Source organism: Fibrobacter sp. HC4 (assembly GCF_023373925.1).
In the GTDB taxonomy this organism is placed as follows: Bacteria; Fibrobacterota; Fibrobacteria; order Fibrobacterales; family Fibrobacteraceae; genus Fibrobacter.
The window spans coordinates 200,353-225,400 of record NZ_JALCZV010000002.1; the positions used below are offsets into that span (position 1 = coordinate 200,353).

Genomic DNA, 25,048 nt, shown 5'->3' on the forward strand with positions numbered 1-25,048 from the left:
TTTCAGGAACGAATCTTACTTCTTAAACTTTTTAAGAAGAGCTTCGGCCTTTGTGAACTGCTGCTTCACGGACTTGGGACCGGTACCACCTTCGATGTTACGGCGGCTGACGCTGTATTCGAAGGTGAGGGTCTTCTTCATGCGGGCGACATCGGGAACGCCGGCGGCTGCCCAAGATTCGTCGGACAGTTCGGTGAATTCCTTACCCTGGCGGGCGGCTTCGCCGACCAGGCTACCGACCACGTGATGTGCGTCGCGGAAGGGAACGCCAGCTTCCACCAGCAAGTCTGCCAGGTCGGTTGCCAGCAGGGCCGGCAGCATCTTGGCTTCCATCTTGTCAAAGTTGAAACGTGCAGATTCCAGAGCTTCCTTCATGACGCGGAGGATGACCTTCACGTTGTGAACGCTGTCAAATACCGGTTCCTTGTCTTCCTGCAGGTCGCGGCTGTAGGAGAGGGGAGCGCCCTTCACCAAGGTGTACATGGCGCTGAAGTTACCCAGCATACGGCCAGACTTACCGCGGATCAGTTCCATGGAGTCCGGGTTCTTCTTCTGGGGCATCATGGAAGAGCCACTGCTGAATGCATCGTGCAAAGTGAGGAAGCCGAATTCGCTGGTGCTCCAGTTTACGAAATCTTCGGCGTAACGGCTCATGGTGTTTGCGATGATGGCGAGGTCGGCGTTGAATTCCAGCATCATGTCGCGATGGCTTACGGCGTCGATGGAGTTGGGGCTCACATCCTTGAAGCCAAGTTCCTTTGCAACCAATGCGCGCTGGTAGGGGAATGCGGAACCAGCCATGGCGCCGCTACCCAGGGGCAGCTGGGAGTGCAGTTCCAGGAAGTTATCCAAGCGCTTCACGTCGCGGGAAACGGCGAAGAACATGCTCATGAGGTAATGGCTGAAGTAGATGGGCTGTGCCTGCTGCAGGTGGGTGTAGCCCGGCATCAGCTTGCCGAAGTACTTCTTGGAAAGGTCGAGGACCACTTCCATCAATTCCACTTCCAAAGCGCGGATTTCTGCAGCGCGGTGACGCATGTAAAGCTTGAAGTCGGTGCAGACCTGGTCATTACGGCTACGGCCAGTATGGATCTTCTTGCCCAGAGCGCCGATACGTTCGGTGAGAACGCGTTCCACTGCCATGTGAATGTCTTCGTCGGAAGGCTGCCACAGGTTCTTGCCTGCATGATAGTCATCGAGAATGGTCTTGAGACCGTCGCAAATTTTCTTGTATTCAGCCTTGGTCAGCACACCGGATTCTACCAGACCCTTGCCGTGACCGATGCTGCCTTCGATATCTTCTTCAATCAGTTCGGAGTCGAAGTGGAGGCTGAAGGAAAGGTCCACCATGGACTGTGCCATGCCGCTAGCGAAACGGCCGGTCCACATGTTGGTCTGGGTGCCGGACTTGCCAGAGGTTTTCTTTTCTGCCTTGGGGGCCTTAACGGTCTTTGTATTCTTTGACATATAACGTCTCTCTTTGAATTATTCTTCGTCTAAAAAGTCGCTGTCGTCTTCTGCGTCAACAGGCTCTATGTTTGCGATGTTACTTTTTGCGGTTTGTTCCATGCAGAAAGCTAAGCTAACGGAATTTTTGGGATCCAGCATACATACGGACTTGATTTCAATGTCCTTGTTGTACTTAGTCTTGGCTACAACCGTGCCGTTGATGGAAAACTTGAAATTTCCGTGTTTCATTCCCTTCTTGCAGGTTCCGATGGCATCTACGGTTTGACCAAAATCATCCACAAAATGCCACTGGGCATTTCGCATGTGGAGGCCCGAGCAGTTAAAAGGAGTGTTCATCTGTTCTGAAGTTTGGAACTTTTGGAATTTACCGCCACCACATGAGGTGAGCATGAGAACTGACGTTCCCAAAACAAGAAATGCGACTGTTTTTTTCATAATACCAAAGTTAGACATTTGAAAGTTCCTGTTCAAGCGCCATCTTCATTTTTTCGGTGAGTTTAATGGCACTCTTGGTCATCGGTACACCTTTGTATGGTGCCACAGATATCTGGGGTAGAACTTTAAGGTTGTACTGGTAGCGTTCCGTGGGGTGGTACTGCAAAAGTTTATCACACTTCCGGAGTCCAATCTTTTCGTTTCCGCCGAAAAATATGGGTACGACATCGTTTTCGGAGAATAGGGCGAAACGTGCGGCTCCCTTCTTGAATTCCCAGGGTTGACCTGGCCTAGAACGGGTTCCTTCGGGGAAGATGATCAGGTTATTGCCTTCCTCCATGGATTGCCTTGCCCGTTCCATCTGTTCGTCAAAAGGAATTGTGTTTGGAATGTAAAGGTTGCGTACGATCAAGGAGATGAACTTGTTTTCGATGAGTGAACCCTTGACAATACAGTCGGCATTGGGAACCAGGGAAAAAAGGATGACAACGTCCAGGAGGGAGGGATGGTTTGCAATCACCACCTTAGATTTGATATGGGAGAGCTGTTCCCTGTTTTCGACTTGAACGTCAATGCACCGAATGGTCTTCATGACGTTTACGAAAACTTTGAAATACCAATGGTTGAAACGTCGGGCAATGGCCTTAAACTTTTTTTCGGAGAATCCGGCCAAGACATGCATAATGGGGAAAAGCCCAAGGGCCAATCCTAGACTGCATAAACCAAAAAATGCAAAACTGAAAAGTTTTACTGCAATTCGGTAGATGTAGATAATCTTCTGCATGGAGTCTAGAATACGGGTTGCTTCTGCATTTCTAGGGCGCTCAGGAAAGCGATGGCCTGTTCTGCCGCGGTGTCAAAATTCCCCTGAAGCATCTTGAGGTACTCCAACTGAGAATTCAGGTTGATTCCCTTGTAGGCCTTGTCGGCCTTAGCCTCGTCGGTGGTGAGTCGGAGGGCGAGACCGCAAACGGCATTGGGGTAGGGGACTCCTGCCACGGGTGCGTAAGTTTCGGGAATTAGTTCGTCTGCAAAGATGAAGGTTCGTTCCGTAGCGTCGTCGCAATTTTGCAAGGCGGCGAGGCAATCCGTGAGGCCCGAGGTAAAGGATTCCTTTCCCGAGAAGACGGCTGAGTAGCCTGCGGTGTTGTTTTCGAGAATGGTTGCGTTTGCGACAGAGGCGTTAAATACCGAAAGGCTAAAATGGGCCGGAGAAACCGCGCCCGTATCAATTAGCGCCTGGGATATTTTGAGCTGCTGGGTGATTTCGCCAAACTGAGAGGCGAACGTCACCTTGCAAGGAGGCAACTTGTTGCCTTCGCTATCCTTGGATACCATATCGCTTACGAGAACGACCATGCGGGAAACATAGGTCAGGCGACGGCGGGTAAGCATCGGGACGAAAGATACGTCAGGCTTGGGTTGGGCGTCGTTGGGAATGAAACTTGCCAGTCGCTGGATATAAACGTTCTTTGTCATAAGATTCCTTACAAAAAGAGCGTCTTACTTGATACGGAAACGAAGAAGGGAATAAGCATTGGGGCCCACATTGTGGTGAGCTTCCTTCAGCTCGAAACCTGCTACTTCGATTGCCTTTTTCAGTTCTTCGTAACGGTACATTTTGCTGTTGCCGTTGGCGATGCAGGTGAAGTACAGTGATGTCGCCTGAAGGGAATATGCTGCTGCTTCGAATCGCTGCTTGTCCCAAAGGGGTTCCAGAACGTAGACGTCTGTATCGGGGGCTGCAGCCTTACGGATCTTTGTCAAAATCTTGGTGATTTCTTCCAGAGAGAAACAGTCCAGGAATTGGCTCATCCATACCGCATTGGCTCCGGTGGGGAAAGCGGTGGTTTCGTCCAGCACATTGCAGGGGAGCGTATTGATGCGTTCGGCAAAACCCGCTGCGGCAGCATTCTTTTCGGCAACGGCGGTCTGGCCCGGAAGATCGATAATGGAAACTTTTACGTCTGCGTTGTATTTGCAGCAGGAAATGGCCCACTTGGCAGTATTGCCTCCGATGTCAAAGAGACGTCCAACGGGCTTCTCGAAAACGATGGGCAGGGCTTCGGGGAAGGCCAAATCAGAGTAGAAATGGTCAAAGCCGAACCAGCTCTTCTTTTCTTGTTCGGTCAGCTGGGAAAGACCTTCGTAAACAGTTTTCCACGGTCCCAGGTGGGGGAGTCCTGCGGGCTTGCCTTTCAGGATGGATTCTTCCAGATTTTCGGCACCGCGGTAGCAGATGTCCTGGGAAAAGTCCATGTTTACCTGGGTCATTTCATCTTTCATGAGGAAAAAGCCGATCTTGCCTAGGGTAAGGCGCAGGTCATCGTCATCAGAATCCTTGTGGACCTTGATAGCTCCCATGCCAAGTCCCATTTCTACCAGTACGCCGATTCCATAGAGAGAAATGTTCAACTTCTGGGATAGTTCGGAAATCTTGATTCCCTTTTTGCGGGCGTTGCTAATTTCATCCAGGATTCCCAGGTTGCGCAGGGCGCGGGCGGCCTGGAAACTAAGGGGGGCAAATGCAATCTTCTGAGCTTCGAACTTGGCGTTTACAGCGTCAATATTGTCGTTAATATAAAAGTCAAACATGTTCCACTCTCCGAAACCTTTTTAGAGGGGTGTAAAGCAGTTTCAAATATAATTTTTTCTATATTGCCTGATCGTATTTTTGTAACTCTTGACTCGGTTGTCATGTATATAAACATTTGGAGGTCTCATGTCTGATCTGAACACCCGCATTAAGGAAGTGCTGATCGAATCACTGGAACTGGAAGATATCACTCCGGCCGACATTGTTGATGCGGCTCCCATTTTTGGTAAAAACGAAAAGGGTGAAGGTCTCGGTCTTGATTCCATCGACGCTCTGGAATTGGGTATTGCCATCAAGGAAAATTTTGGCGTGACCTTCACTGTGGCTAACGAAGAAACCAAGAAGCATTTCGCCTCTGTGGATGCTCTTGCCGCATACATTTCCAAGCACACTGACGCATAAGGGCTTAAAGGTACACAAATGGAAAAACAGGAAATTTTTGATAAGATCAAGACCGCCCTCATCGAAGAATTCGAAATGGATGAGGCCAAGCTTACGCCCGAGGCTCGTCTTTACGAAGACCTGGAACTGGATAGCATCGATGCTGTGGACCTGATTGTGAAGTTGAAGTCCTTCCTTCCTCGCAATATCGATCCCGAAGTGTTCAAGACCGTGCGTACCCTTCAGGATGTTGTGGACGCCATCTACAACCTGATTCAGAATTCGGAATCTAAGTAATGAAGTCTATCGCGGGAAAGGTTTTCTTTACCGCAATTTCTGTCCTGTACCCAGTGCTCGTCTTTTGCGGGATGGAGTTCTGGGGACTTTCTCCTAGGCGCTTGAGCATTTTGCTCTTGGCGCTTGCCTTTTATCAGTTCCTCAATTTTACCCGCAACCGTGGGGCAGGGGAACTCGGCCGCGCGAATTCCATAAAGGCAGCGGTTCTCGTTGTGCTGATCCTAGTCTGTGGGGTAGTCTCCTTTTTTGCAGACAACATTTTGTTCCTGAAGTTCTACCCCGTGTTGGTGAACTTGAGCTTGCTCGCCTTTTTTGGCTTTACCCTATGGAAAAAGCCTAGTTTCGTATTCCGCATGGCCAACCTGGGCGATAAGACTATCAAGACTTCGCCAAGCAGGAATTATGTGGAACGGTACTGCGACAGGGTGACTTTTGCCTGGTGCATCTTCTTTGTGGCGAACGCCTGTGTGTCTGCAACCACCGTGTTCGTTGGTTCTGACCGTTTGTGGTCCTTGTACAACGGGCTTTTTTCCTACATTTTAATCGGTGTATTTTTTGCCGTTGAATTTTTGATCCGAAAGATTATGCAGAGTAAATTGCAATCCTATGTTCCTGTTTGCGACTTGGAATTGAATTCCCGCCCCGAAGGGGCTGTTGTCAGTTTTGATGGTGAAAGCGTAAAGACATGGTCTGACTTTACAAGTGACGTTTCCAAGGTTCGTTCCTTCTTGGAATCCCGGGATAATTGCCCCTGGATTTTGCATTGCGAAGACTCCTATTTCTTTGTGGTGGCCCTGCTTGCCATGTTGCAGAGTGGCCGTAAGGCTCTCGTGACTGCCAATCGCCAGGATGCCTTCATCAAGGAAATCAAGAAGCCTGAATATGGGTTTATTACCGACGAACCGTTTGGTACGGCGGCCGATGGGGCTTCCCTGATTCAGGATATCCTGAAGGGCGAAACTTCCGATACCGCAAACCTGAAATTTGGAAAGTTTGATAAGTCCAAGGCCGAAATGGTCATGTACACTTCAGGCACCACTGGCGAACCTAAGGCCGTATTCAAGCTGTTCCTGCAATTTGAGAACGAACTGTTTGAACTGGTGAAGGTCTTTGGTAATGACTGGGTAGACCACAAGGTCTATAGTACAGTCAACCATCATCATATTTATGGTTTGCTGTTCTCGGTACTTTTGCCTATCGCCACAGGACTGCCTTTCCGTAGACGCCGAATCGACTTCCCTCAGGAACTTGCCGGCCTCGTAAATGAAAAGGCTGTCATTGCATCAAGCCCTGCATACTTGAAACGCCTGGCCGCCGATAGCGACAAGCCTTTCGATTTTAAGTGCGCTCCCATCATTTATTCTTCCGGTGGTCCCTTGCCTAAGGAAGTTGCCGAAAGGGCTTGCGAACTGACTGGCTACTGGACCATGGAAATCTATGGCAGTACAGAAACAGGTGGCATTGCCTATCGACAGTCTAAGAATGGCCCTGTGTGGACACCCTTTGAAGTCTGCAAGATGAGTCTGGGCGAAAATGATTGTCTGAACATCAAGTCCAGCTACATCCTGGAACCGGATGGTTTTACCACAGGCGATCTGGTAGATATTTACGATGACGGTCGATTCCTCTTGAAGGGACGTTCCGATTCTATCGTAAAGATTGAAGAAAAGCGAATCTCCCTGCCCGAAGTCGAAAACCGCTTGAAGCAGACGGGGCTGGTGCAGGATGTGCGTGTGGTTCCCATGGTGGGCAAGCGTCAGTACTTGGCTGCAGCCATTGTGCTGAATGCCGAAGGCCGTGAAAAGTTTGCGGGCTCCACCAAACTTCAGATGAATAATTTCTTCCACGATTACCTGGTCAAGTTCATCGAAAATACGGTGTCTCCCAAGAAGTGGCGCTATCTAGAAGAATTGCCTCAGAATACCGAAGGCAAGATCCGCATGCGTGATGTGCAGGCGCTCTTTGGTTTAGCTGAAAGTCCCAATTTCAGAATTTTGAAATTCCGTCGGGAGACTGGCGTGCTGACCGCCAAGCTGATTTTCCCTGCGACAAGTGATTATTACGACGGACATTTCCCGGAGTTCAAGTTGCTTCCCGCCGTGGTGCAGGTTGACATGGTTCTTAAGTTGGCCCGTAATTTCCTGGATGTTCCCAAGGAACTTTCAAAGATTCATCGAACGAAATTTGCAAATCCCATTTTCCCGGATACGCCGGTGAATGTGAAAATTTCCTATGATGAGGAAGCAGGAAAGGTTTCCTTTAACTATACCGATGAATTGGGCGAAAAGACCTTGTCAAATGGCTCCTTCACTATGAATGTAGGTGGCTTGAATGGCTAGTTTGACTGATATTAAGATTTGTGCGGTCGTTCCTGTATACCGTCATGAGGCGGCGTCCCGTCATGTGGTGGATGTGCTGGCTTCTTATGGCATACCGGTTGTTCTTGTGGACGATGGTAATGCGCCCGAAGGGCATCAGATTCTGGAACAGATTGCTAGTGAAGTTCCCAATACCATTCTTGTGACCCACGCCGTAAATGGTGGCAAGGGCAAGGCTGTCTGTTCTGGCCTTGAAGCTGCTGTAAAGGCAGGCTTTACCCACGCGTTGCAGGTGGATGCGGATGGTCAGCATGACATGGGCAAGATTCCCTTCTTTGTGAAGGCCGCGCAAAAGCATCCTGACGATCTGATTGGCGGCTTCCCCCAGTATGACGAAACCGTTCCCAAGGCTCGCGAGCAGGGGCGCAAGATTACCAACTTCTGGGTGTCCATTGAAACCATGTCCAGGGAAATTCCTGATTCCATGTGCGGTTTCAGAGTTTATCCGCTGGCTAGTGTCTGGCCCGTAGCAAAGAAAATTCGCAATTACCGAATGGGCTTCGATATTGAGATTCTAGTGAAACTTTCCTGGAAGGGCCTTAAGATGCGCTTCTATCCCATCAAGGTTAGCTATCCCGAAGACGGTGTTTCCAACTTCCGTGTTTTTCACGACAATGTCGCCATATCTGCAACGCACACTAAGCTGTGCTGCGGCATGTTCCTTCGCAGTCCCATGATTCTTGCTCGCAGACTTTTTAAGAAGAAGTAGATTTTTTCAAAGGCATTTTATGGAAAACGAAAAGGTAAGATCGGAGCATTGGTCCGAAGTGAAAGAAGTTGGAGGTAGCCTCTGGCACTTCCGCTTTATGCTTTGGATTGTGTGCCATTTGCCTTTGTTCCTCGTAGAAGTCTGCACGGCGATAATTTGTTTTTTCTTTTGGATTGGGGCCAAGCCGGTACGAGCCCGCTCACGGATTTATCTAGAACATTTGGCTCGCGTTCAAAAAAGACGTCCTGATTTTCTTGGGCCCTATAAACACATTTTGTCCTTCGCCCTTTCCATGATGGAAAAGCTACTTGGCTGGAAAGGGGCCATCAAACTGAACAACATCGAAACACAAGACGATGATTTGAATGCCTTGGTGGATCAGCTGAATCGTGGGGAAGGGGCATTCCTCCTTTGCTCTCATCTAGGCAATATGGAAATGCTCCGTTCGCTTACGGGTTACGATGAATATCATACCCAGAAGGATTTTGAAGTTTTCCCTGTCGTTGATTTCTCGGGTACCTCAAAGTTTAACGCACTTCTTCGAGAGTTAAATCCCGATCTTATGGATCATGTGGTTGATGCCAATAATATCGGCGTCGATACCGCCGTCTGGATGAAGGATCAGATTGCTGCCGGTAATCTGGTGGTGATTGCCGGGGACCGAACCTCTGCCAATTCCCGCGACCGCAAACTGGAAACGGAATTTCTTGGCGAAAAGGCGAACTTCCCGGAAGGCTCCTTCTCTCTGGCTGGAATTCTGAACGCCCCGATTTATTTTATGTTCGCAATCCGCAAGAAGGATTTCGATATTAAATCCACTTATGAGATGCATGTGATTCGAGCCAAGACTTCATTGGAATGTTCCCGTAAGGAACGCCCTGAACGTCTGAAGTTGTTGCTGCGGGAATACACATCGATTTTGGAAAAACTCTGTTTGAAACATCCATACCAGTGGTATAACTTTTACAACTTCTGGGAAGATTGATCCGCAGACAGAAAAATTTTTGATGATTGAGGAATGATTATGGAAACTGTAGTTGTTGGTAGCAGAAAACTGACCGTCGAAGATGTGGTGGCCATTGCTAAAAAGCAGGTCAATGTTGAACTGGATAGTTCCGAAGCCTTCCAGAGAATGATTGATGCCGGCGCAGAATTCCTGGATAAGGCTCTGGCTGAACATGGTGGCATCTATGGCGTAACGACTGGTTACGGTGATTCCTGTACTCAGGTCCTGCCTCCGGAACATTACTACCAGCTTCCCATTAACCTGACTCGTTTTCATGGTTGTGGTATGGGAAACTATTTTGATCCTGAAACCACCCGCGCCATCATGGTGGTGCGTATGAATACCTTGGCACAGGGTTATTCCGGTGTCAGCTATGCTCTCCTCAAGATCATGATGACCTTCCTGCAGAACGACATTCTTCCTCTGATTCCTCAGGAAGGTTCCGTGGGCGCCAGCGGCGATTTGACTCCGCTGTCTTATTTGGCCGGTGCTATAATCGGTGAACGTAAGGTGCTGTACAAGGGCGAAGTTCGTGAATCTCTAGACGTGATGAATGAACTGGGTATTACCCCTCACAAGTTCCGTCCCAAGGAAGCAATCGCCATTATGAATGGTACCGCCGCCATGAACGCCGTGGCCTGCATGGCATTCTCTCGTGCCCAGTATCTGTCTGACCTGGCTTGTCGAATTACTGCCTTGATTACTGTTGCCATGAAGGGCAATGCCTACCATTTCTACAAGCGCCTCTTCGAAGTTAAACCTCATCCGGGGCTGATGAAGGCCGCCAAGAAAATTCGCCATGGCTTGAATCTGGCCGAGGCCAACAATGTGGTTCCCGAAAAAATTCAGGACCCTTATTCTCTTCGCTGTGCTCCCCATATTATCGGACTTTTCTACGATTCCGAAAATTTGCTGCGTCAGTTGATTGAAGTGGAATTGAACAGCGCTAACGACAATCCCATTGTGGATCCGGTAACCCACAATATTTTCCATGGCGGTCATTTCTATGGTGGACATATCTGTCTGGCTATGGATACCTTGAAGAATATTGTGGCCAATGTGGCTGATCTTCTGGATCGTCAGATGGCCATGATTGTAGACATCAAGTTCAATCGCAACTTGCCGCCGAACTTGGCTGGCTCTAAGGGTGATTACGATATTAATCACGGTTTCAAGGCTGTTCAGATTGGCGTCTCTTCCTGGACCGCAGAAGCGCTGCACCTGACAATGCCCATGAGCGTCTTTAGCCGATCTACCGAATGTCATAATCAGGATAAGGTTAGCATGGGTACAATTGCGTCCCGTGACTGTATCCGCATTCTGGAACTTTCTGAACAGGTGGCTGCTGCTGTACTGTTGGCCTCTGCCCAGGCCGTGCGCATTCGGTTTGAACGTGGCGAAATTTCCGCAGACCGCATGATCAATCTTCAGAACACCTACGATCAGGTCTTCTCAAAGTTTGCTCCCCTGGAATGTGATCGCCAGCTGGAAGGTGATCTCCGCAACACCTTGGAACTGATCCGTCAGAAATTCTACGCAGTTTAAACTAGACAGGTTAAAATGAAGAAAATTAAAGAAACCGTCGAATTTAATGTTGAATTTTACGATGTGGATTCTATGCAGGTGGCTTGGCATGGGAACTATGTGAAGTTCATGGAAGTGGCCCGTTGTGCCTTGCTTCGTAAAATCGGTTATGATTACAGGGATATGACCCGCAGCGGTTACCTTTGGCCTGTGGTGGATCTGCATGTGAAGTACATTCGCCCTATGGTATTTATGCAGAGAATTCGTTGCGAAGTAACCTTGACTGAATACGAAGTCTGTATGAAGCTGGCTTACAAGTTTATGGATGCCGAAACGGGTGCCGTGCTGACAAAGGCTGAAAGTACCCAGATGGCCGTGGATATGAATACGAAGGAATCCCTCTGGACTTGCCCGGCCTGCTTCGTTGATCGGGTGAGAACTGCATTGGATAAGGAAGACTGATGAAATTCCTGGACAAGTTTGCCTATTCCGTTTTTTATTTGATGGTTTCCGCGACTTTTGCTTTGGGCGCGGTCTTTGATCATCCTGTAAATGACGGATCCCGCAAGCAATTAACTGCGGCCCTTGAACAGATGACTTCCCATGGAATTGTCTATGGAAATTTCAAACAGACGAAGTCCATCAAGAAGCTGAACCGCGATTTCGTTTCTACGGGGAACTTCATGATTTCCAGCAAGTATGGAATTTCGTGGAACACCCTGAAACCTTTTGCCTCCTTGATGATGGTGACTCAGAGCGGAATTTTCCAGCAGGCGGGAAAGGGACCTATCAAGAAAATTTCTTCCCAGGAAAATCCGGTCTTTGCCGAATTTTCTAGGACGATACAAGCGGTCTTTTCTGGCAACTGTCAGGAGCTAGAGAAAAATTTCTCGGTGTATTTTGAGAAAGCCGGAAAGAACGTGGTGATTGGCCTCGTGCCTCGCGAACCAGCTGTTCGTAAGGTTATCGAGAGCATTGTTCTTGAAGGCTCCTCAAGTCTTGACAAGATGAGCATTTCCGACGGGGAAGGCAACCCTGTTGTGTATGAACTTTCTGACCAGAAGCAGATGAGTGAATCCCAGATGGATTCGCTAATTTCTGCAGAAGAAAACGTTCCGGTTAGGATCTATAAAACTCTTAGAGATAATCCGTAACTTGGTGATTCTATGGGTTTGAATAAGAAAATCGGTGTCTCAATTTGGGTTGTACTTCACGCCCTTCTTTTGATTATCGGTATTTCTGTTCCCTGGAATGTGGAGTCCGATCTTTATTCGGTGTTGCCGGATTCCGATGAATTGCATCATGTAAGTGCAGCCGAAAAAGTCTTGAGCGCTCGCAGTATACGGAATATTTCGGTACTGGTGGGGCACGAGAATTTTTCTATTGCCAAGGCTTCCGCTGAAGCGCTGTTCGCGTCCTTTGAAAAAGATGAATCTTTTGATGAAATCCGTCTGCATGTAGATGAAAATGCCATGCAGGAAAACAGAGATTTTCTATTTGAAAATCGCTATGTGTTGCAGGGATCTCCTGTACGTGAAATGTTGAAGTCCGGGGATGTAGAAACCTTGAAGAACGAAGCTCTTCAGAAAGTTTATGGTGCATTCTCCCTGGCCGACTTGAATCGTCTTGAACAGGATCCGCTTTTACTTGGGGAACAGAGCTTTGAATATTTCACCCTGAATTCGCCATTGATGGGCGGCAAGTTTACCTTGAAGGAAGGGGTGCTTACCGCAACGGATTCCGCAAACGGTTTATTGGAAAGTCCCGTTAATTACGTCATGTGGAGTGCCGTCCTATCAGAAAAAACACCGTCCATGGCTTCAAAGGGACATGTTCTCTCTCGATTGGACAAAGCCTTGGATTCCCTGCAGCAGGTTTACCCTGGGCTGAAGGTAGCCAAGTCTGGCGTACCTTTCCATAGTTATGAAAGTTCTGGCAACGCCCAGTCCGAAATCGCCTGGATTTCTGGAATTTCCATGGCCTTGATCATTTTGCTTCTTCTGCTAGCCTTTAAAACCGTGTTCCCCCTTGTGGCTACTGTTTTGTCTATTACCGTGGCCGCCGCTACGGCTTTGGCTGGAACCTGGGCTATTTTCGGATCGATTCATATTTTCACTTTTGTTTTCGGCACCAGCGTCATTGGCGTGAGCATTGATTATGCCATTCATTTCTTTACCAGCTGGAAGAATGGGGTGAAGGACGTTCGCAGGCATATCTTCAAGGGACTGCTGTTGGGATTTATGACCACGGAACTCAGCTACATTGCCCTCACATTTGCTGAATTCCCTTTGTTGCGCCAGATGGCTGTGTTTTCGCTTATCGGCCTGGCAAGTTCCTTTGCGACAATTACCTTGTTGTTCCCGGTTATTTCGCAGCCTCGCCGCCAGGGAGGTTTGCCAGCCCTCGTTCCACAAAAGGTGCTGAAGGTATACGAACGTTTTCCTGCGGGTCGCAATCTTCGTCAAATTTTAGGTGGCGTATTTGTTGTGGCGTTGCTTCCGGGACTTTACCTGCTGAATGTTCATACGGATATGCGAGCTCTCTATAGCATGAACGATGAACTGAAGGCCGCAGAAATTTTAAACGCCCGTCTTAACAACCTTGGAATTTCAGCCAACTATTTCATTGTAGAAGGCGATTCTCCTGAAGAGGTTCTCCAGCGAGAGGAATCGCTTGCTCTGCAATTGGCGTCCGCCCAAACGGATTCCCTGTTATCCGGTTTTCTGGCCACAAGCAGCTTCTTGCCTTCGGTAAAAACGCAGAAGGAAACTTGGACTGCTGTTCAACAGCTTGCTCCATCAGTGCAGTCATTTGTGTCCGAACTGGGAATCGTCAGCGATTCAGCCTTTAAGGCGAGCCTTGCTACGGAACCCGCTTACTTAACTCCCGAAAGTCGTTTCCCCTCTTCTACCAAGAGCCTTCTGAATATGTTGTGGATTGGCGAGGTGAACGGGAAATTCTACAGTGCGGTTTTACCTTTGCACGTATCTTTAAAATTTGATGCAGCTGCACTGACTCAAGACCTACCTAAAGTTTATGCCGTGAACAAGATGGCGAATATTAACGCAACCCTGACAAAACTATCCCATGCGTCTCTGTTGCTGGTAGCTGTTGCCTATGTAATTGTATTCCTGGTTCTTGTTCTTGTATACAGAATTCGTCAGGCAGTCCGCATAATTCGCGCACCTGTTCTGGCGTGCCTCTTTTTGGCTGCTGTTTTTGGGTATGCAGGAATCGATTTCAATTTCTTTGCCATTGTAGGGGTGATTCTTACCCTTGGTATCGGTATCGATTATGCCCTATTCTTCAAGGAGGGGGGGCGTAGGAATCTGGTGACCACGTTGGCGGTTATGCTTTCGGCTTGTACCACGCTGATTTCTTTTGGCAGTCTAGCCTTTAGTAGTTTTGTGCCGGTCGCCACCTTTGGCCTAGCGACCCTTCTAGGCATTATTTGTTGCTTTATTTTGTCTCCCTTTAGCGGGGAGTGAATTTAAATTTTCTAGCTTTGCTCTCGATGGAATTCCTTACCCCGAGAGCTTTTTTTATTGCCGCAGCATGTCTATGTTGCCTGTTTTTTGGGGCATGCCATAAGGCTGTAGTAAAACCGGATTCAACAGCCCCGGTGTTTTATTCCGATGGACGTTCCGTACAATTGCTGCCTACACAGGCCATGTCTGGTTCCATAGACATGGCTCAGCGTCTAGAGGGACATTTTGCAAAACCCGATGGCGATACCAGCTCTTTTTCGGGTGACACCTGGGTTCGTGCCAATGATTCCATTCTTTCGATTCACCTGTTTGGCGGTTTTGGTACGACCATTGCAGAATTGACCTATACCAAGGATTCTGTATCCCTGTCCAGTTCCTTCATCGATGGCGAAAAGATGAAGGCTGAATACGTGCTGGCGGATTTCCAGGTTTGTTTTTATCCTTTTGACGCTCTCAAGAATAATTTTGAAAAGGCTGGTTTTGAATTCCGTGAGAAGGTGGAGGGGGCTGACTTTGAACGGACCCTTCTTGAAGACGGGAATACAATCCTTCTTGTCAAAAAGTCTGGTTCCGAAATTGAACTTGTGAACGAGCTGCGAAAATACCGTTACCATATTACCCTTAGCGAAAACTGATGAAGCGTCCTTTATACATTAATGACTTTGCCTTCCACTGCATTCTTGGCGGTGGTAACATGGCCAATCACCATGAAGTTCTTGAAAAATTGAATAATGCGGAACGCGGTGAATTTACCATGTACGATGTGGCAGGCGTTATGCGGCCGGCTGCATCGATCGATCCGAATACCTTGCCTCCTGTAGCTGACAAGTGGTTCGATAATCGCGTGAACCGTTTGGCTCAGGCGGCTTTGTCTGGTATAAATGGCGACGGACTGGATGATACAATCAGGAAAGCCGTTGAAAAGTTTGGTGCAGACCGCGTAGGTATTTTTATCGGTTCCTGCGACAATGGATCTGAGGCATCCCTTTCGGCATTGCGTTGTTTTAAAGAAACGGGCAAGTATCCAGAAGGTTATGTCCTGGATATGCAGCGTGCTGATTTCCCCGCAAGGTTTATTGCGGAACGTTATGGAATCAAGGGCACGATTCTTGTTCATTCCACAGCTTGTGCATCTAGTGCCAGCGCTTTCATTTCTGCCCGAAATAGTCTCTATGCCGGTCATTGTGACGTGGCGATTGTGGGTGGGGTGGATATTTCCTCGTTACCGGTCATTCTCGGGTTTGCATCGTTAGAAGCGATGAGCGATCAGCCTACCAATCCTTTTAGTGCAAATCGTTCAGGTCTGACCCTGGGCGATGCGGCAGCCTTCTTTGTGGTGACCAGGGAGCCTTGCCCGGAACTGTGTGCAGAGCCGACCTTGAAGGTGATTGGTTGTGGTGAAAGTGCCGATGCCGACCATATTACGGCACCCCGGGCCGATGGAATGGGTGCTGTTCAGGCGATGCATGCCGCTCTTGAAGATGCCGGAATTTCAGCGGATCAGATTGGCTATGTGAATCTGCATGGTACTGGAACCAGGTTGAACGATTCCATGGAAAGCAAGGCCATTGCCAAGGTGTTCGGCTCCGAAGAAAATGGGGCGTCTGTCCCGGTAAGTTCCACAAAGGCCTTGACCGGTCATTCTCTGGGGGCTGCCGGTGCTCTAGAGATTGCGTTCTGTTGCATGTCTCTAAAAAATGGGGGAGTGTTGCCTGCTCATCTGAATGATGGGGTGGTGGATCCGGCATTCCCTGCGGTTCATCTCGTGGCTCCTGGCGAAATTGCCAACGGGTTGAAGTATTGTATGAGCAACTCCTTTGCCTTTGGCGGATGTAACGTTTCGCTTATTGTAGAAAACGGCTAAGATGTAGGAATACTGATGATTGAAGAATTCAAGACAAGAGACTCCGTCAGTGAACTTGTGCCCCACAAGGGTAAAATGCTTCTTCTGGACCGAGTCCAGAGCTATAGCCTAGAAGAGATTTCCATATCCACGGAAATTGATATTCGCAAGGACTGCATGTTCTATGATGAAAATCTAGGCGGTGTGCCCGCCTGGATTGCCTTTGAATATATGGCGCAGAGTATTTCCGCTCTGTCGGGAATTTATGGACGTTCCAAAGGCGAAAAACCGAAGGTCGGTTTTATTATGAGCGTGTCTAGTTTCAAGACTGATATTCCTGTGTTTAAGACGGGGGATACTGTCGTGGTAAAAGTTCGCCAGACCATCCGCATGGATATGGCGGTAACATTTGATGGATCCGCTTCGGTAGACGGAAAGCAGGTCGTTGCTGCAACGTTGAATACCGTAGAGGTTCCTGATCCCAAGGCGTCCTTGGGTTTGTGAGTGTGTAGAGGGTAAAATGGATAATAATAAGACTGAAAATGCTAAGAGTGTATTGGTTACTGGAGCCAGTGGCGGAATTGGACTTGCCATTGTCGAAGCCTTGGCCAATGCCGGATACACCGTGGTGGCTCATTACAATCGAAATGCGGCTCCCGTTGATGCCTTGGCCGAAAAGATTCGCGCCAATGGCGGTTGTGTTCGTACTCTGCAATTTGATATCAGCAATCGCGAGCAGTGCAAGGAAGTAATCGAAAAGGACATTGCCGAAAATGGCGTTTATTATGGCGTTGTGACCAATGCCGGTGTCTGTGCCGATATGCCTTTCCCTGCCATGACCGGCGAGTTCTGGGACAAGGTGATCGATACCAACCTGAACGGTTTTTATAATGTGATGTTCCCCATTGTAATGCCCATGTGCCGCAAGCGTCGTGGACGTATTGTGACCATTTCTTCTGTGTCTGGCGTTATCGGTAATCGTGGCCAGGTAAACTACAGCGCATCAAAGGCTGGCCTTATCGGAGCCACAAAGGCTTTGGTCACCGAACTGGCTAGCCGTAACATCACGGTGAATAGCGTCGCTCCTGGCATCATTGAAACCGAAATGATCAAGGATGCCCCTCTGGATATGATCTTGCCGGCAGTTCCCATGAAACGTGTGGGCAAACCTGAAGAAGTGGCCGCCACGGTTGTGTTCTTGCTTTCTGATGGAGCTGCCTATATTACCCGCCAGGTAATTTCTGTAAATGGAGGTTTGGCATGAGTCGTAGAGTTGTCGTTACCGGTGGTTCCTGCATTTCTTCCCTCGGCATGGAACTGGATGAAATCTTCACTAGCCTAAAGTCTTTGAAGAATCGCATTGTCCGTATGGAAGATTGGGATAAGTATACCCAGATGAACACTCGTCTGGCTGCACCCATTCTTTATGACTTGCCGGAATACCCCCGCAAGAAAATCCGTGGTGCCGGTCGCGTGGGACTCCTGGCTTTGGCCTCTGCCGACAAGGCAATGCAGGTGGCTGGCCTCACTGGCGATACCGAACTTTTAAAGTCTGGCCGAGTGGGTGTGGCTTACGGTTCTTCTATGGGTAGCGTCAATCCTCTGATGGATTTCTTCTCCATGTTGAATCCTCCCTACGATTGCTCCAAGATTACAGCTACCACTTATATCCGCTCTATGCCCCAGACTTGCGCCGTGAATATCAGCGTGTTCTTTGGCATGACTGGACGTCTGATTACCACCAATACCGCATGCACCAGCGGAAGCCTTTCTATCGGTTACGCTTACGAAGCCATTAAGTATGGCATGCAGGATGTGATGGTGGCTGGCGGTGCCGACGAACTGGATCCTACAGAATCAGCAGTCTTTGATACCTTGTTCGCAACTAGCGTCAAGAACGATACTCCGGAACTGACTCCTGCCGCCTATGACAAGGATCGTGACGGTCTGGTCATTGGCGAAGGTGCCGGTACCTTGGTGCTTGAAGAATATGAACACGCCAAGGCCCGTGGCGCGCACATCTATGCAGAACTGGTGGGCTTCGGTCACAATACCGATGGCGACCACATTACCCAGCCCAAGAAAGAAACCATGCAGCATGCCCTGGAACTTGCTCTTCTGGATTCCGGTGTTGCTCCCGAAGCCATTGGCTACGTGAACGGTCATGGCACTGCTACCCATCATGGAGATATTGCCGAAAGCTGGGCCACTTACGGTGCCTTCAGGAATCGGGCCGTTCCTCTATCCAGTCTCAAGAGCTACATCGGTCACTCCCTCGGTGCCTGTGGCGGCATTGAAGCCTGGCTTGGCATCAACATGATGAATCGTGGCTGGTTCAGCCCCAATCTTAACTTGAAGAACGTGGATCCGGAATGCGCTCCCCTGGATTACATTACCGGTTCCGGTCGCGAAATGGATGTGGAATACTTTATGTCCAACAACTTCGCTTTCGGCGGTATTAATACTTCGCTGATTTTCAAGAAGGTCTAATTAAGAAATGGACCTTAAAAAGGCTGCGGTTCTTTTTGAACAGCAGCCTTTCTTCATATGGGATAAAACGTCTTTTAGCCTTCCAGTTTTTTATTTACCAGCGCGATAATCTTGTCCCTTTCGCCACACCAGTTGGGGGCGATCAGCAGTTCGCTGGGGCTTTCACCGCTAAAACGTTCGATGGCTGTTTCGGTTCCGATAATCTTGATCATTTCTGCAACGGCGTCGCAGTATTCCTCGAATGTCAGGAGGGTAATCTGTCCGTTGGCGTAATCCTCGGCCATGGCTGTTCCCACCACGATATGCAGGGGGTGAATTTTCACGGCGGCCAGATGCAGGTCGCGAACCACTTGGGCCGTGCGCTTGAAGTCGTCCATGGTTTCGCCGGGGAGGCCTACGATGACATGGGTCGTCACGCAGAGACCTGCTGCCTGGCAACGGGCGACTGCGTCTTCGAATTCCGCCAGAGTATGTCTACGGTTAATGCCAGCCAATGTCAAGTCGCTGGCTGTCTGCAGTCCGATTTCCACGATTATGGGCTTCTTCTTGTTTAGAGACGCCAGGTAGTCCACCTTGTCCTGTTCCAGGCAATCGGGGCGGGTTCCGATGGCGAGACCGGCAATTTCCGGATGCTTGATGATGGGGCCGATAATCCCCTTTAAGTGTTCCAGGGGTGCGTGGGTATTTGTATAAGGCTGCAGATAAGCCAAAATGCCGGCGTTGGGGTACTTGTCCCTCAGTTTCGGCACGAATTTTTCCAGTTGTTCCTGGATACTGACCTTGGCTTGGTCAAAAACAGGGCTGAAACTGCGGTTGTTGCAGTAAGAACAGCCCGAAAAGCCCTTGGTACCGTCCAAATTAGGACAGTTCATGCCTCCGTTAAGAGGAAGTTTCCTCACTTTTAGGTAGTTCGGGAACAATTTTGCTAACAAGTCACGGTAAGGCGTGTAGTTCATACTTGAATAATAGCTTAAAAATGATGCAAATGTCGCAACAGATAATGCTCTTTGACGTAATAATTAAGGTTAGACATGACGTATTTCGTTAAATTGTATTTATATTTCCTTGTGGTATGGGATGAAACGAGGAAATATTGAAGCTATTTCGTCTATTTACATCGGCTTTTTTGTGCATTCTTGCATTATTTCTTGCAAGTGTCCTTTTTGGATGCAAGAAAGACGAGTCTGTCATACTCCGTTCGAACCCTGTACCGCCCCCCAAGGATACTGTCGTTATTGTTCCCGTTGATACTGTTCCTGCTCCTGCCGATACAGTAGTTGATTCTGTCGAAACACCTGTCGATACGGTTCCTGCGGTTGATACCGTGGCTCCCGTGCCGCCGCCAAAGGTCGAGGCGAAGCCTATTTCCAAAAAGAAGATTACCCTTATTACGTCTCAGAAAAAATCTAATAACAGTGCCGGCGATTCCCTGGCCCTTTTGCCTGTGCCTACCGAACCGGATTCCGCCATGGTGGCTCTTTGCAGCGACGTGGGTGAGAACGAATTCTGCGATCTTCGCGACGGTAAGCGCTACGATATTGTTGTCATTGGCCGTCAGACCTGGTTCCGTCGTAATCTTGCTTACGAAACAGAAGGCAGCTGGTGTCCCAACGATCAGGAAGAAAACTGCACTCTTTACGGTAGACTTTATCAGTGGAGTTCCGCCAATTCTTGCCCCGAAGGGTGGCATCTTCCCACGATGAGGGATTTTACCATTCTTCATGATTATGTGCTCAAGAAGAATGCCGGTCAAGAAGGTGTTGGAACGAGCCTCAAGACTATTGTCGGCTGGAATGACGATGATATGGGTGAGGTCCCTGTGGGTACAAACCGTTATGGCTTTGGTGCAAAACCTGCCGGCTATCGCGACAATCGTGGACTCTACGTGTCCGTTGGCGATGAAGCCAATTTCTGGACCTCACACGAAATCATCGGTGAAAACAGGGCTTCTTACTGGAACCTCTACTACGGCAACCAGGACTTCATCGGATCTTACGTTGGTCTGAAAACCTCCGCCATGTCCGTCCGTTGCATCAAGGACTAAGCCCTGGATAGCCTAGAAAAGACGTTGTTCCAATACCTGAATCAAAAGGTCTTTGTGAACTGCAAGTGAAGCCTGCGTTACAAGGTGACGGAAGCTAATTCTTCGCCGGTTTCAAGATGGTGGATGCTGAACTTGCCGTTGTCGTAGAAACCGAAGGTGGGTGGGTTGCCGCCCTTGGGCAGACTGGTTGATCCGGGATTTACCATGAGCACGCCCTTGAAGTTCCTTTGCAACTGGTAAATGTGTGTATGGCCATAAAGATAGGCGTCAATGGGGCGGTCTTCTTTAAGGGTGGGGGCCAGCTGAGAAAGTGCGTTAGACGGGAAACATTCCGGCATAAAAATATGGCCATGGCTTAGGAACAAGCGCACGGGTCCATCTTCAACTACGGCATATTCATCTTCGATCTTGATGAAGTCCAGCATCATCAAGTCAACGTCGGCATCGCAGTTGCCGCGGGCGGCTACAATCCTATCCGCATAAGGTCGCAACGCTTCCACAACTCCCATGGGACCGTGTCCTTCGGGCAGCGGGTTACGTGGCCCGTGATAAAGAGTGTCTCCCAGCAAGAAAATCTTGTCGCAGCCGAACTTTTCGAAGAAGGACAATGCCCGTCGTGCTGCGATTGCAGAACCATGAATATCAGAAAGAATTAAAGCACGCATACGAAGCAAAAGTAAATAATTAACAGTGAATAGTGAAGAGTGAACAGTGAATAGTGAACAGTGAATAGTGAAGAGTGAAGAGTGGGGGGCTGCGTGTCATCCTGAGCGAAGTCGCGAAGCGACGAAGTCGAAGGATCTAGTGACGTAGATATGAATTAATAAGCCAGGTGCAATCGGCGCGATTATTTACCTGAAAGGAGCCGCAGGCTCCGCCCTCATACCTCCCGTCTACTACCTCCCGTCTACTACCTACTACCAGCTCTCTCTCATCCGTTTAGTGCCACGATTCCGCTCGCGGCCATATACGCATACACGATTTTCTTTAGCACCTTGTGGGGAATTTTCTTGAAAACCTTGCCGCCAATAAAAGCTCCAAGAATCACGGCGGCCAAACCGTAAACGTAGGCGGCTCCTACTGCAGGTGTTACGAATCCGTTTGTCGCTCTAAAGAACGTCATCATTAGGTTCCCTAGGGCGAAATACACCTGACTGTGGGCGATGTACTTTTCCTTGGTCTCGCAAGATGCCAAAAAGTAGAGCGCTGCTGGCGGCCCCTGCATGGCGAACAGGCCTCCCATGACTCCAGAAATAATCCCTAGGACTGCCTGGACGAAAATGGTGGGCTTCAGCTTGATTTTTTCGCTGATAAAGAAGAAGTAGATGCTGATGGCAATTAGAATTACCCCCAGCACATGTTTCAGCATCTTGTCATCGAAGTTTGCCACGGCCCCTACAGCAAAAAAGCTGACTACGGCAAAAATGGCCAGGATGGGCAAAACTTCTTTCCAGACGATGAACTTTCTTATTCGCAGGGCCACGACAATGGACATGGAACCTGCCAACATACCCGATAGGGCTGTAGCTTCTCCATAACTGGGCAGTAGGTGGGGGAGGATTGTCATCACGAAAATGCCGAACCCGAAACCGCTGACCCGCTGGATGAAGCTACCCATGCAGCTAATGCCTACCAGTATGAGAATGTAATGTATTTCCATTATCAATCTCAAATTTAAAAATCTTACTATAATTTTGCATAGAATAAGAGGGAAATATGAAAATGCAAAAAATTTTATATTCATTTTTGCTGCTAGTTGCAGTTATGTGTTTTTGGGCCTGCGGGGATGACAATGGATCTTCTGCGGAGAAGGATGATTCTCCAAATCGTCAAGGATTGAAGGTTGTTTCTGCAAAATCAGACCTTGATTCCTGCAAGAAATCCATGGAAGGGGAAATGTCCTATGTGACAAGTACGGGCGAATTGTTGCTTTGCCTGGAAGGGGACTGGAAAACCTATGGTGTGAGCAAGATTCCCGTATACGAGTCTAGTGACGGTAAGGATGGCTCCGACGGAAAAGATGGAACCGACGGTAAGGATGGGGTCAATGGCACCGACGGTAAAGATGGTGTCAATGGAACCGATGGCAAGGACGGCATCAATGGAACCGACGGCGAAGACGGCAAGGACGGTGTGGACGGCAAGGATGGTGTGGATGGTCTGAGTTGTTCTGGTGAATACCGCGATGACGAAAAGGGCATCGATATTTACTGTGGCAAGGATTTTATAGGAACGATTTGGAATGGAACCAATGGCCAGGCCGGTAGCAATGGTGGTACCACTGCAAGTATTGATTTTAATAAGGCCGAACATGTGGAAATTGGCGATACCGTATGGAGTTATTCCGATTCCTTGTTAATTCGTATTAGCGATAACGATATCCTGGCTAAAAAGGATACTGTTGAAGTTACTGTGACCAGTACCTCTGATTCCAAGGGGATTGTGCTGACTGCAGAACTTAGGGACGGTTTCTACTATGCCATTCTGTTCTTCGCTCAGAAGAGTTCTGGATCCAGGACGATCAAGGTGCAGGATGGGGATAACGTGGTAGTCAGCTACAAGGATGAAAACCCTGAAAGAGTCATTAAACGCAATGTGGCATTTATCCTGGCTTCCAAGGGTGAACGAGACTTTATCTCCCTGGATAAACCTTGGTATTACGGGGACAGCGCCGAAGTGGTTGTTACCGTTAATGATAAGAATGCCGAAGGAGATTCCATACAGGTATCCATGATTTTGTGCTATAACGACGGCTATGAATGTCATTATACAGAAAATGAGGGCGGCTTCGGTACCTATGACGCCCATCTCAAGCTTGCTGGTGCAGGTGGCCTTTATAAAGGAAGTTTCTTTATTGTGAATGAAGGTAAGAATCACGATAACTACTTCTATTCTGATCCTGCGAAAATTTTGACAGTTGATGTGCGATATACCTTTAAAGATGAAAAAAAGACATTTGAAAACGTAACTGTCTACTGGAAGAAAAATGCCGATAGCCGAGTGGAGTTTGATGCGGATCGATATAACCAGGCTTCCAAGGGACATTTCTATGTCTATGACGAAGGTTGCGGTAAGGACTCCGTAGAGGTGACGATCTCCAGTAAGGTAAAAGGCGATGAAATCCGCGCTGTTGCTTACAGATATAAGGATTACTTCTATGGAGAATTCCTTATGAATGGCCTCAAGAATGATGGTGTTCTGGCCATTGATGAAAAGGACACCATTCTTATCCAGTATAAAGACGCAACGTTAGGGACCGTATCAAAGGATATGGCCAAGGCTGGATTTGCTCTTTACGCAACGGTATCTTTCGGTGATTCCCTGTATATGGATGTTACTGACAAGGCTGTCCTGAAACTGGTGGATGAAAGCCTTACCGAAAACGATGCGGTGACCATCCGGGTTTCGTCAGAATCTGATTTTTATGGCGTACTGGTTGATATGTATACGGTTCCCGGTGGAGATGGTACGGAACGTATCGGTTACGTTGAATTCACGAAGGATCCCGAGGTTGTAAATGTAGAGAACTTCGAGAAAAAAGTCTTTGTGAAGGATAAGGAAACTCTTCGTGCGTCCTATTCCACCAATCGATTGGCTTCCTCGACCAAGTGGTTTGAGGCTAAGGCCTTCTGGGCCGACAAGAATACGTGCTTTATAGACAAGCGTGATGGCAGAGCCTATAAATTCGTTACCATGGGAGACCAGGTTTGGATGGCAGAAAACCTTGCGTACGGAGATGGAAAATTCTACGATAACGATTCTATCAAGTACAGTTCTTACGGAAAGCTTTACACCTGGGCGCAGGCTTTAGATACTGCAGAAGCGATTTGTGGGGTGAGTCGTTGTAAAATAAAACGCCCGTATAAGGGTGCTTGCCCTTCTGGTTGGCATTTGCCGAGTCTGGATGAGTTCAAAACCCTTCTTGGTTTTGTGAGTGGTTTCTCGGAATATGGTTCAACGCCATCTCTCCTGAAGACCTCCTATGGATGGACCTATTATGCAGGCGTCGAAAGTGGCAAGGACCGCTGGGGCTTTGGCGTTTTCCCCATAGGGTATTATTCCAGTTCATCAGATTTTAAAGGCAAGGGCGAGCGTGCGTATTTCTGGCTGGATGAAGATGTCTCTACGACTATAGCCAAGACTATGTATTTCTCTTATCCTTCGGACGCAATTCTTGATACAGAAGAGTATAAGACGTATGGCTACTCTATTCGATGCGTCAAGGATGAGTAAATTGAGCCTCCAGGGGCAGTTTGCCCCCTTTCAATGTTATAAAACAGAGTTTTCTTTAATCTTTATCCTTTTACGCTTTCCGCTAAACGTGTTTTTTATCTTCTTTTGCCAAAACCTTTATCCTTTAACCTTTATCCTTTCACCTAAATGTGCT

24 protein-coding genes are annotated in these 25,048 nt (G+C 48.4%); 16 read left to right on the forward strand and 8 right to left on the reverse strand.

The features are described 5' to 3' along the window. Window positions 1–15 precede the first annotated feature (15 nt). Genes argH through MMG03_RS02125 form a run of 5 tightly spaced genes read right to left on the reverse strand, consistent with a single transcriptional unit; the run spans window position 16 to window position 4,500 of the window. Window positions 16–1,467: an argininosuccinate lyase gene (gene argH / locus MMG03_RS02105; RefSeq protein ID WP_249505523.1), complete on the reverse strand. Its 1,452-nt coding sequence runs from the start codon at window positions 1,465–1,467 to the stop codon at window positions 16–18. 18 nt (window positions 1,468–1,485) lie between these two features. Then, window positions 1,486–1,905, reverse strand: a complete 420-nt coding sequence (locus tag MMG03_RS02110) for a hypothetical protein (RefSeq protein WP_141099742.1) — start codon at window positions 1,903–1,905, stop codon at window positions 1,486–1,488. A 10-nt stretch (window positions 1,906–1,915) separates the two neighbouring features. Further along, window positions 1,916–2,689, reverse strand: coding sequence for a 1-acyl-sn-glycerol-3-phosphate acyltransferase (locus MMG03_RS02115; RefSeq protein WP_249505524.1), 774 nt, complete (start codon window positions 2,687–2,689; stop codon window positions 1,916–1,918). A gap of 5 nt (window positions 2,690–2,694) precedes the next feature. Continuing rightward, window positions 2,695–3,384, reverse strand: a complete 690-nt coding sequence (locus tag MMG03_RS02120; RefSeq protein WP_073235362.1) for a beta-ketoacyl synthase chain length factor — start codon at window positions 3,382–3,384, stop codon at window positions 2,695–2,697. A gap of 24 nt (window positions 3,385–3,408) precedes the next feature. After that, window positions 3,409–4,500 carry a methyltransferase gene (locus MMG03_RS02125; RefSeq protein ID WP_073159355.1) on the reverse strand — a complete coding sequence of 364 codons (1,092 nt, stop codon included), beginning with the start codon at window positions 4,498–4,500 and terminating at the stop codon, window positions 3,409–3,411. A 127-nt stretch (window positions 4,501–4,627) separates the two neighbouring features. Between MMG03_RS02125 and MMG03_RS02130 the strand changes: the two genes are divergently transcribed. The 14 genes from MMG03_RS02130 (at window position 4,628) to MMG03_RS02195 (ending at window position 18,617) form a co-directional block, all read left to right on the forward strand. Then, window positions 4,628–4,903, forward strand: a complete 276-nt coding sequence (locus tag MMG03_RS02130) for a phosphopantetheine-binding protein (protein WP_073159353.1) — start codon at window positions 4,628–4,630, stop codon at window positions 4,901–4,903. 18 nt (window positions 4,904–4,921) lie between these two features. Then, window positions 4,922–5,179, forward strand: coding sequence for an acyl carrier protein (locus MMG03_RS02135; RefSeq protein ID WP_101479294.1), 258 nt, complete (start codon window positions 4,922–4,924; stop codon window positions 5,177–5,179). Next, window positions 5,179–7,518 carry an AMP-binding protein gene (locus MMG03_RS02140; protein ID WP_073159349.1) on the forward strand — a complete coding sequence of 780 codons (2,340 nt, stop codon included), beginning with the start codon at window positions 5,179–5,181 and terminating at the stop codon, window positions 7,516–7,518. The genes MMG03_RS02135 and MMG03_RS02140 overlap by 1 nt, the downstream gene beginning before the upstream one ends. Further along, window positions 7,511–8,266 (forward strand): glycosyltransferase family 2 protein, encoded by a 756-nt coding sequence (locus MMG03_RS02145; protein WP_073159347.1) that lies wholly within the window; start codon window positions 7,511–7,513, stop codon window positions 8,264–8,266. The genes MMG03_RS02140 and MMG03_RS02145 overlap by 8 nt, the downstream gene beginning before the upstream one ends. 295 nt (window positions 8,267–8,561) lie before the next feature. Continuing rightward, on the forward strand, window positions 8,562–9,251 hold the full coding sequence (locus MMG03_RS02150; RefSeq protein ID WP_249505525.1) for a lipid A biosynthesis acyltransferase: 690 nt from the start codon (window positions 8,562–8,564) through the stop codon (window positions 9,249–9,251). A 39-nt stretch (window positions 9,252–9,290) separates the two neighbouring features. Further along, window positions 9,291–10,817, forward strand: a complete 1,527-nt coding sequence (gene hutH, locus MMG03_RS02155; protein ID WP_249505526.1) for a histidine ammonia-lyase — start codon at window positions 9,291–9,293, stop codon at window positions 10,815–10,817. 15 nt (window positions 10,818–10,832) lie between these two features. Next, window positions 10,833–11,258 carry a thioesterase family protein gene (locus tag MMG03_RS02160; RefSeq protein ID WP_073159343.1) on the forward strand — a complete coding sequence of 142 codons (426 nt, stop codon included), beginning with the start codon at window positions 10,833–10,835 and terminating at the stop codon, window positions 11,256–11,258. Beyond that, a complete protein-coding gene (locus tag MMG03_RS02165) occupies window positions 11,258–11,950 on the forward strand; it encodes an outer membrane lipoprotein carrier protein LolA (RefSeq protein ID WP_249505527.1) in 693 nt (230 codons plus the stop codon). Before MMG03_RS02160 ends, MMG03_RS02165 begins: the two co-directional genes overlap by 1 nt. A 12-nt stretch (window positions 11,951–11,962) precedes the next feature. After that, window positions 11,963–14,284 (forward strand): MMPL family transporter, encoded by a 2,322-nt coding sequence (locus MMG03_RS02170; RefSeq protein ID WP_249505528.1) that lies wholly within the window; start codon window positions 11,963–11,965, stop codon window positions 14,282–14,284. Window positions 14,285–14,310: 26 nt separating this feature from the next. Continuing rightward, window positions 14,311–14,919, forward strand: a complete 609-nt coding sequence (locus MMG03_RS02175) for a DUF3261 domain-containing protein (protein WP_073159339.1) — start codon at window positions 14,311–14,313, stop codon at window positions 14,917–14,919. Continuing rightward, window positions 14,919–16,148, forward strand: a complete 1,230-nt coding sequence (locus MMG03_RS02180) for a beta-ketoacyl synthase N-terminal-like domain-containing protein (RefSeq protein WP_249505529.1) — start codon at window positions 14,919–14,921, stop codon at window positions 16,146–16,148. Before MMG03_RS02175 ends, MMG03_RS02180 begins: the two co-directional genes overlap by 1 nt. A gap of 15 nt (window positions 16,149–16,163) precedes the next feature. Then, the gene (locus tag MMG03_RS02185; RefSeq protein WP_073159335.1) at window positions 16,164–16,631 is read left to right on the forward strand and encodes a thioester dehydrase; all 468 of its coding nucleotides are present in this window, start codon (window positions 16,164–16,166) and stop codon (window positions 16,629–16,631) included. Window positions 16,632–16,647: 16 nt separating this feature from the next. Beyond that, entirely contained in the window at window positions 16,648–17,391 is a 744-nt protein-coding gene (gene fabG, locus MMG03_RS02190; RefSeq protein ID WP_249505530.1) for a 3-oxoacyl-ACP reductase FabG, read from the forward strand. Next, window positions 17,388–18,617 carry a beta-ketoacyl-ACP synthase gene (locus MMG03_RS02195; RefSeq protein ID WP_073159331.1) on the forward strand — a complete coding sequence of 410 codons (1,230 nt, stop codon included), beginning with the start codon at window positions 17,388–17,390 and terminating at the stop codon, window positions 18,615–18,617. The genes fabG and MMG03_RS02195 overlap by 4 nt, the downstream gene beginning before the upstream one ends. A 74-nt stretch (window positions 18,618–18,691) precedes the next feature. On the opposite strand, the gene MMG03_RS02200 is transcribed toward MMG03_RS02195, so the two are convergent. Then, a complete protein-coding gene (locus MMG03_RS02200; protein ID WP_088665678.1) occupies window positions 18,692–19,573 on the reverse strand; it encodes a TIGR01212 family radical SAM protein in 882 nt (293 codons plus the stop codon). Between the two features lie 170 nt (window positions 19,574–19,743). Between MMG03_RS02200 and MMG03_RS02205 the strand changes: the two genes are divergently transcribed. After that, on the forward strand, window positions 19,744–20,661 hold the full coding sequence (locus MMG03_RS02205) for a fibrobacter succinogenes major paralogous domain-containing protein (protein ID WP_249505532.1): 918 nt from the start codon (window positions 19,744–19,746) through the stop codon (window positions 20,659–20,661). Window positions 20,662–20,738: 77 nt separating this feature from the next. Here MMG03_RS02205 and yfcE read toward each other — a convergent pair whose 3' ends face one another. Beyond that, on the reverse strand, window positions 20,739–21,326 hold the full coding sequence (yfcE, locus tag MMG03_RS02210) for a phosphodiesterase (protein WP_249505533.1): 588 nt from the start codon (window positions 21,324–21,326) through the stop codon (window positions 20,739–20,741). A 266-nt stretch (window positions 21,327–21,592) separates the two neighbouring features. Next, on the reverse strand, window positions 21,593–22,321 hold the full coding sequence (locus MMG03_RS02215) for a sulfite exporter TauE/SafE family protein (protein WP_249505534.1): 729 nt from the start codon (window positions 22,319–22,321) through the stop codon (window positions 21,593–21,595). Window positions 22,322–22,425: 104 nt separating this feature from the next. Here MMG03_RS02215 and MMG03_RS02220 point away from each other — a divergent pair, with 104 nt between their 5' ends. Next, window positions 22,426–24,894, forward strand: a complete 2,469-nt coding sequence (locus MMG03_RS02220; protein ID WP_249505535.1) for an FISUMP domain-containing protein — start codon at window positions 22,426–22,428, stop codon at window positions 24,892–24,894. Window positions 24,895–25,048 lie beyond the last annotated feature (154 nt).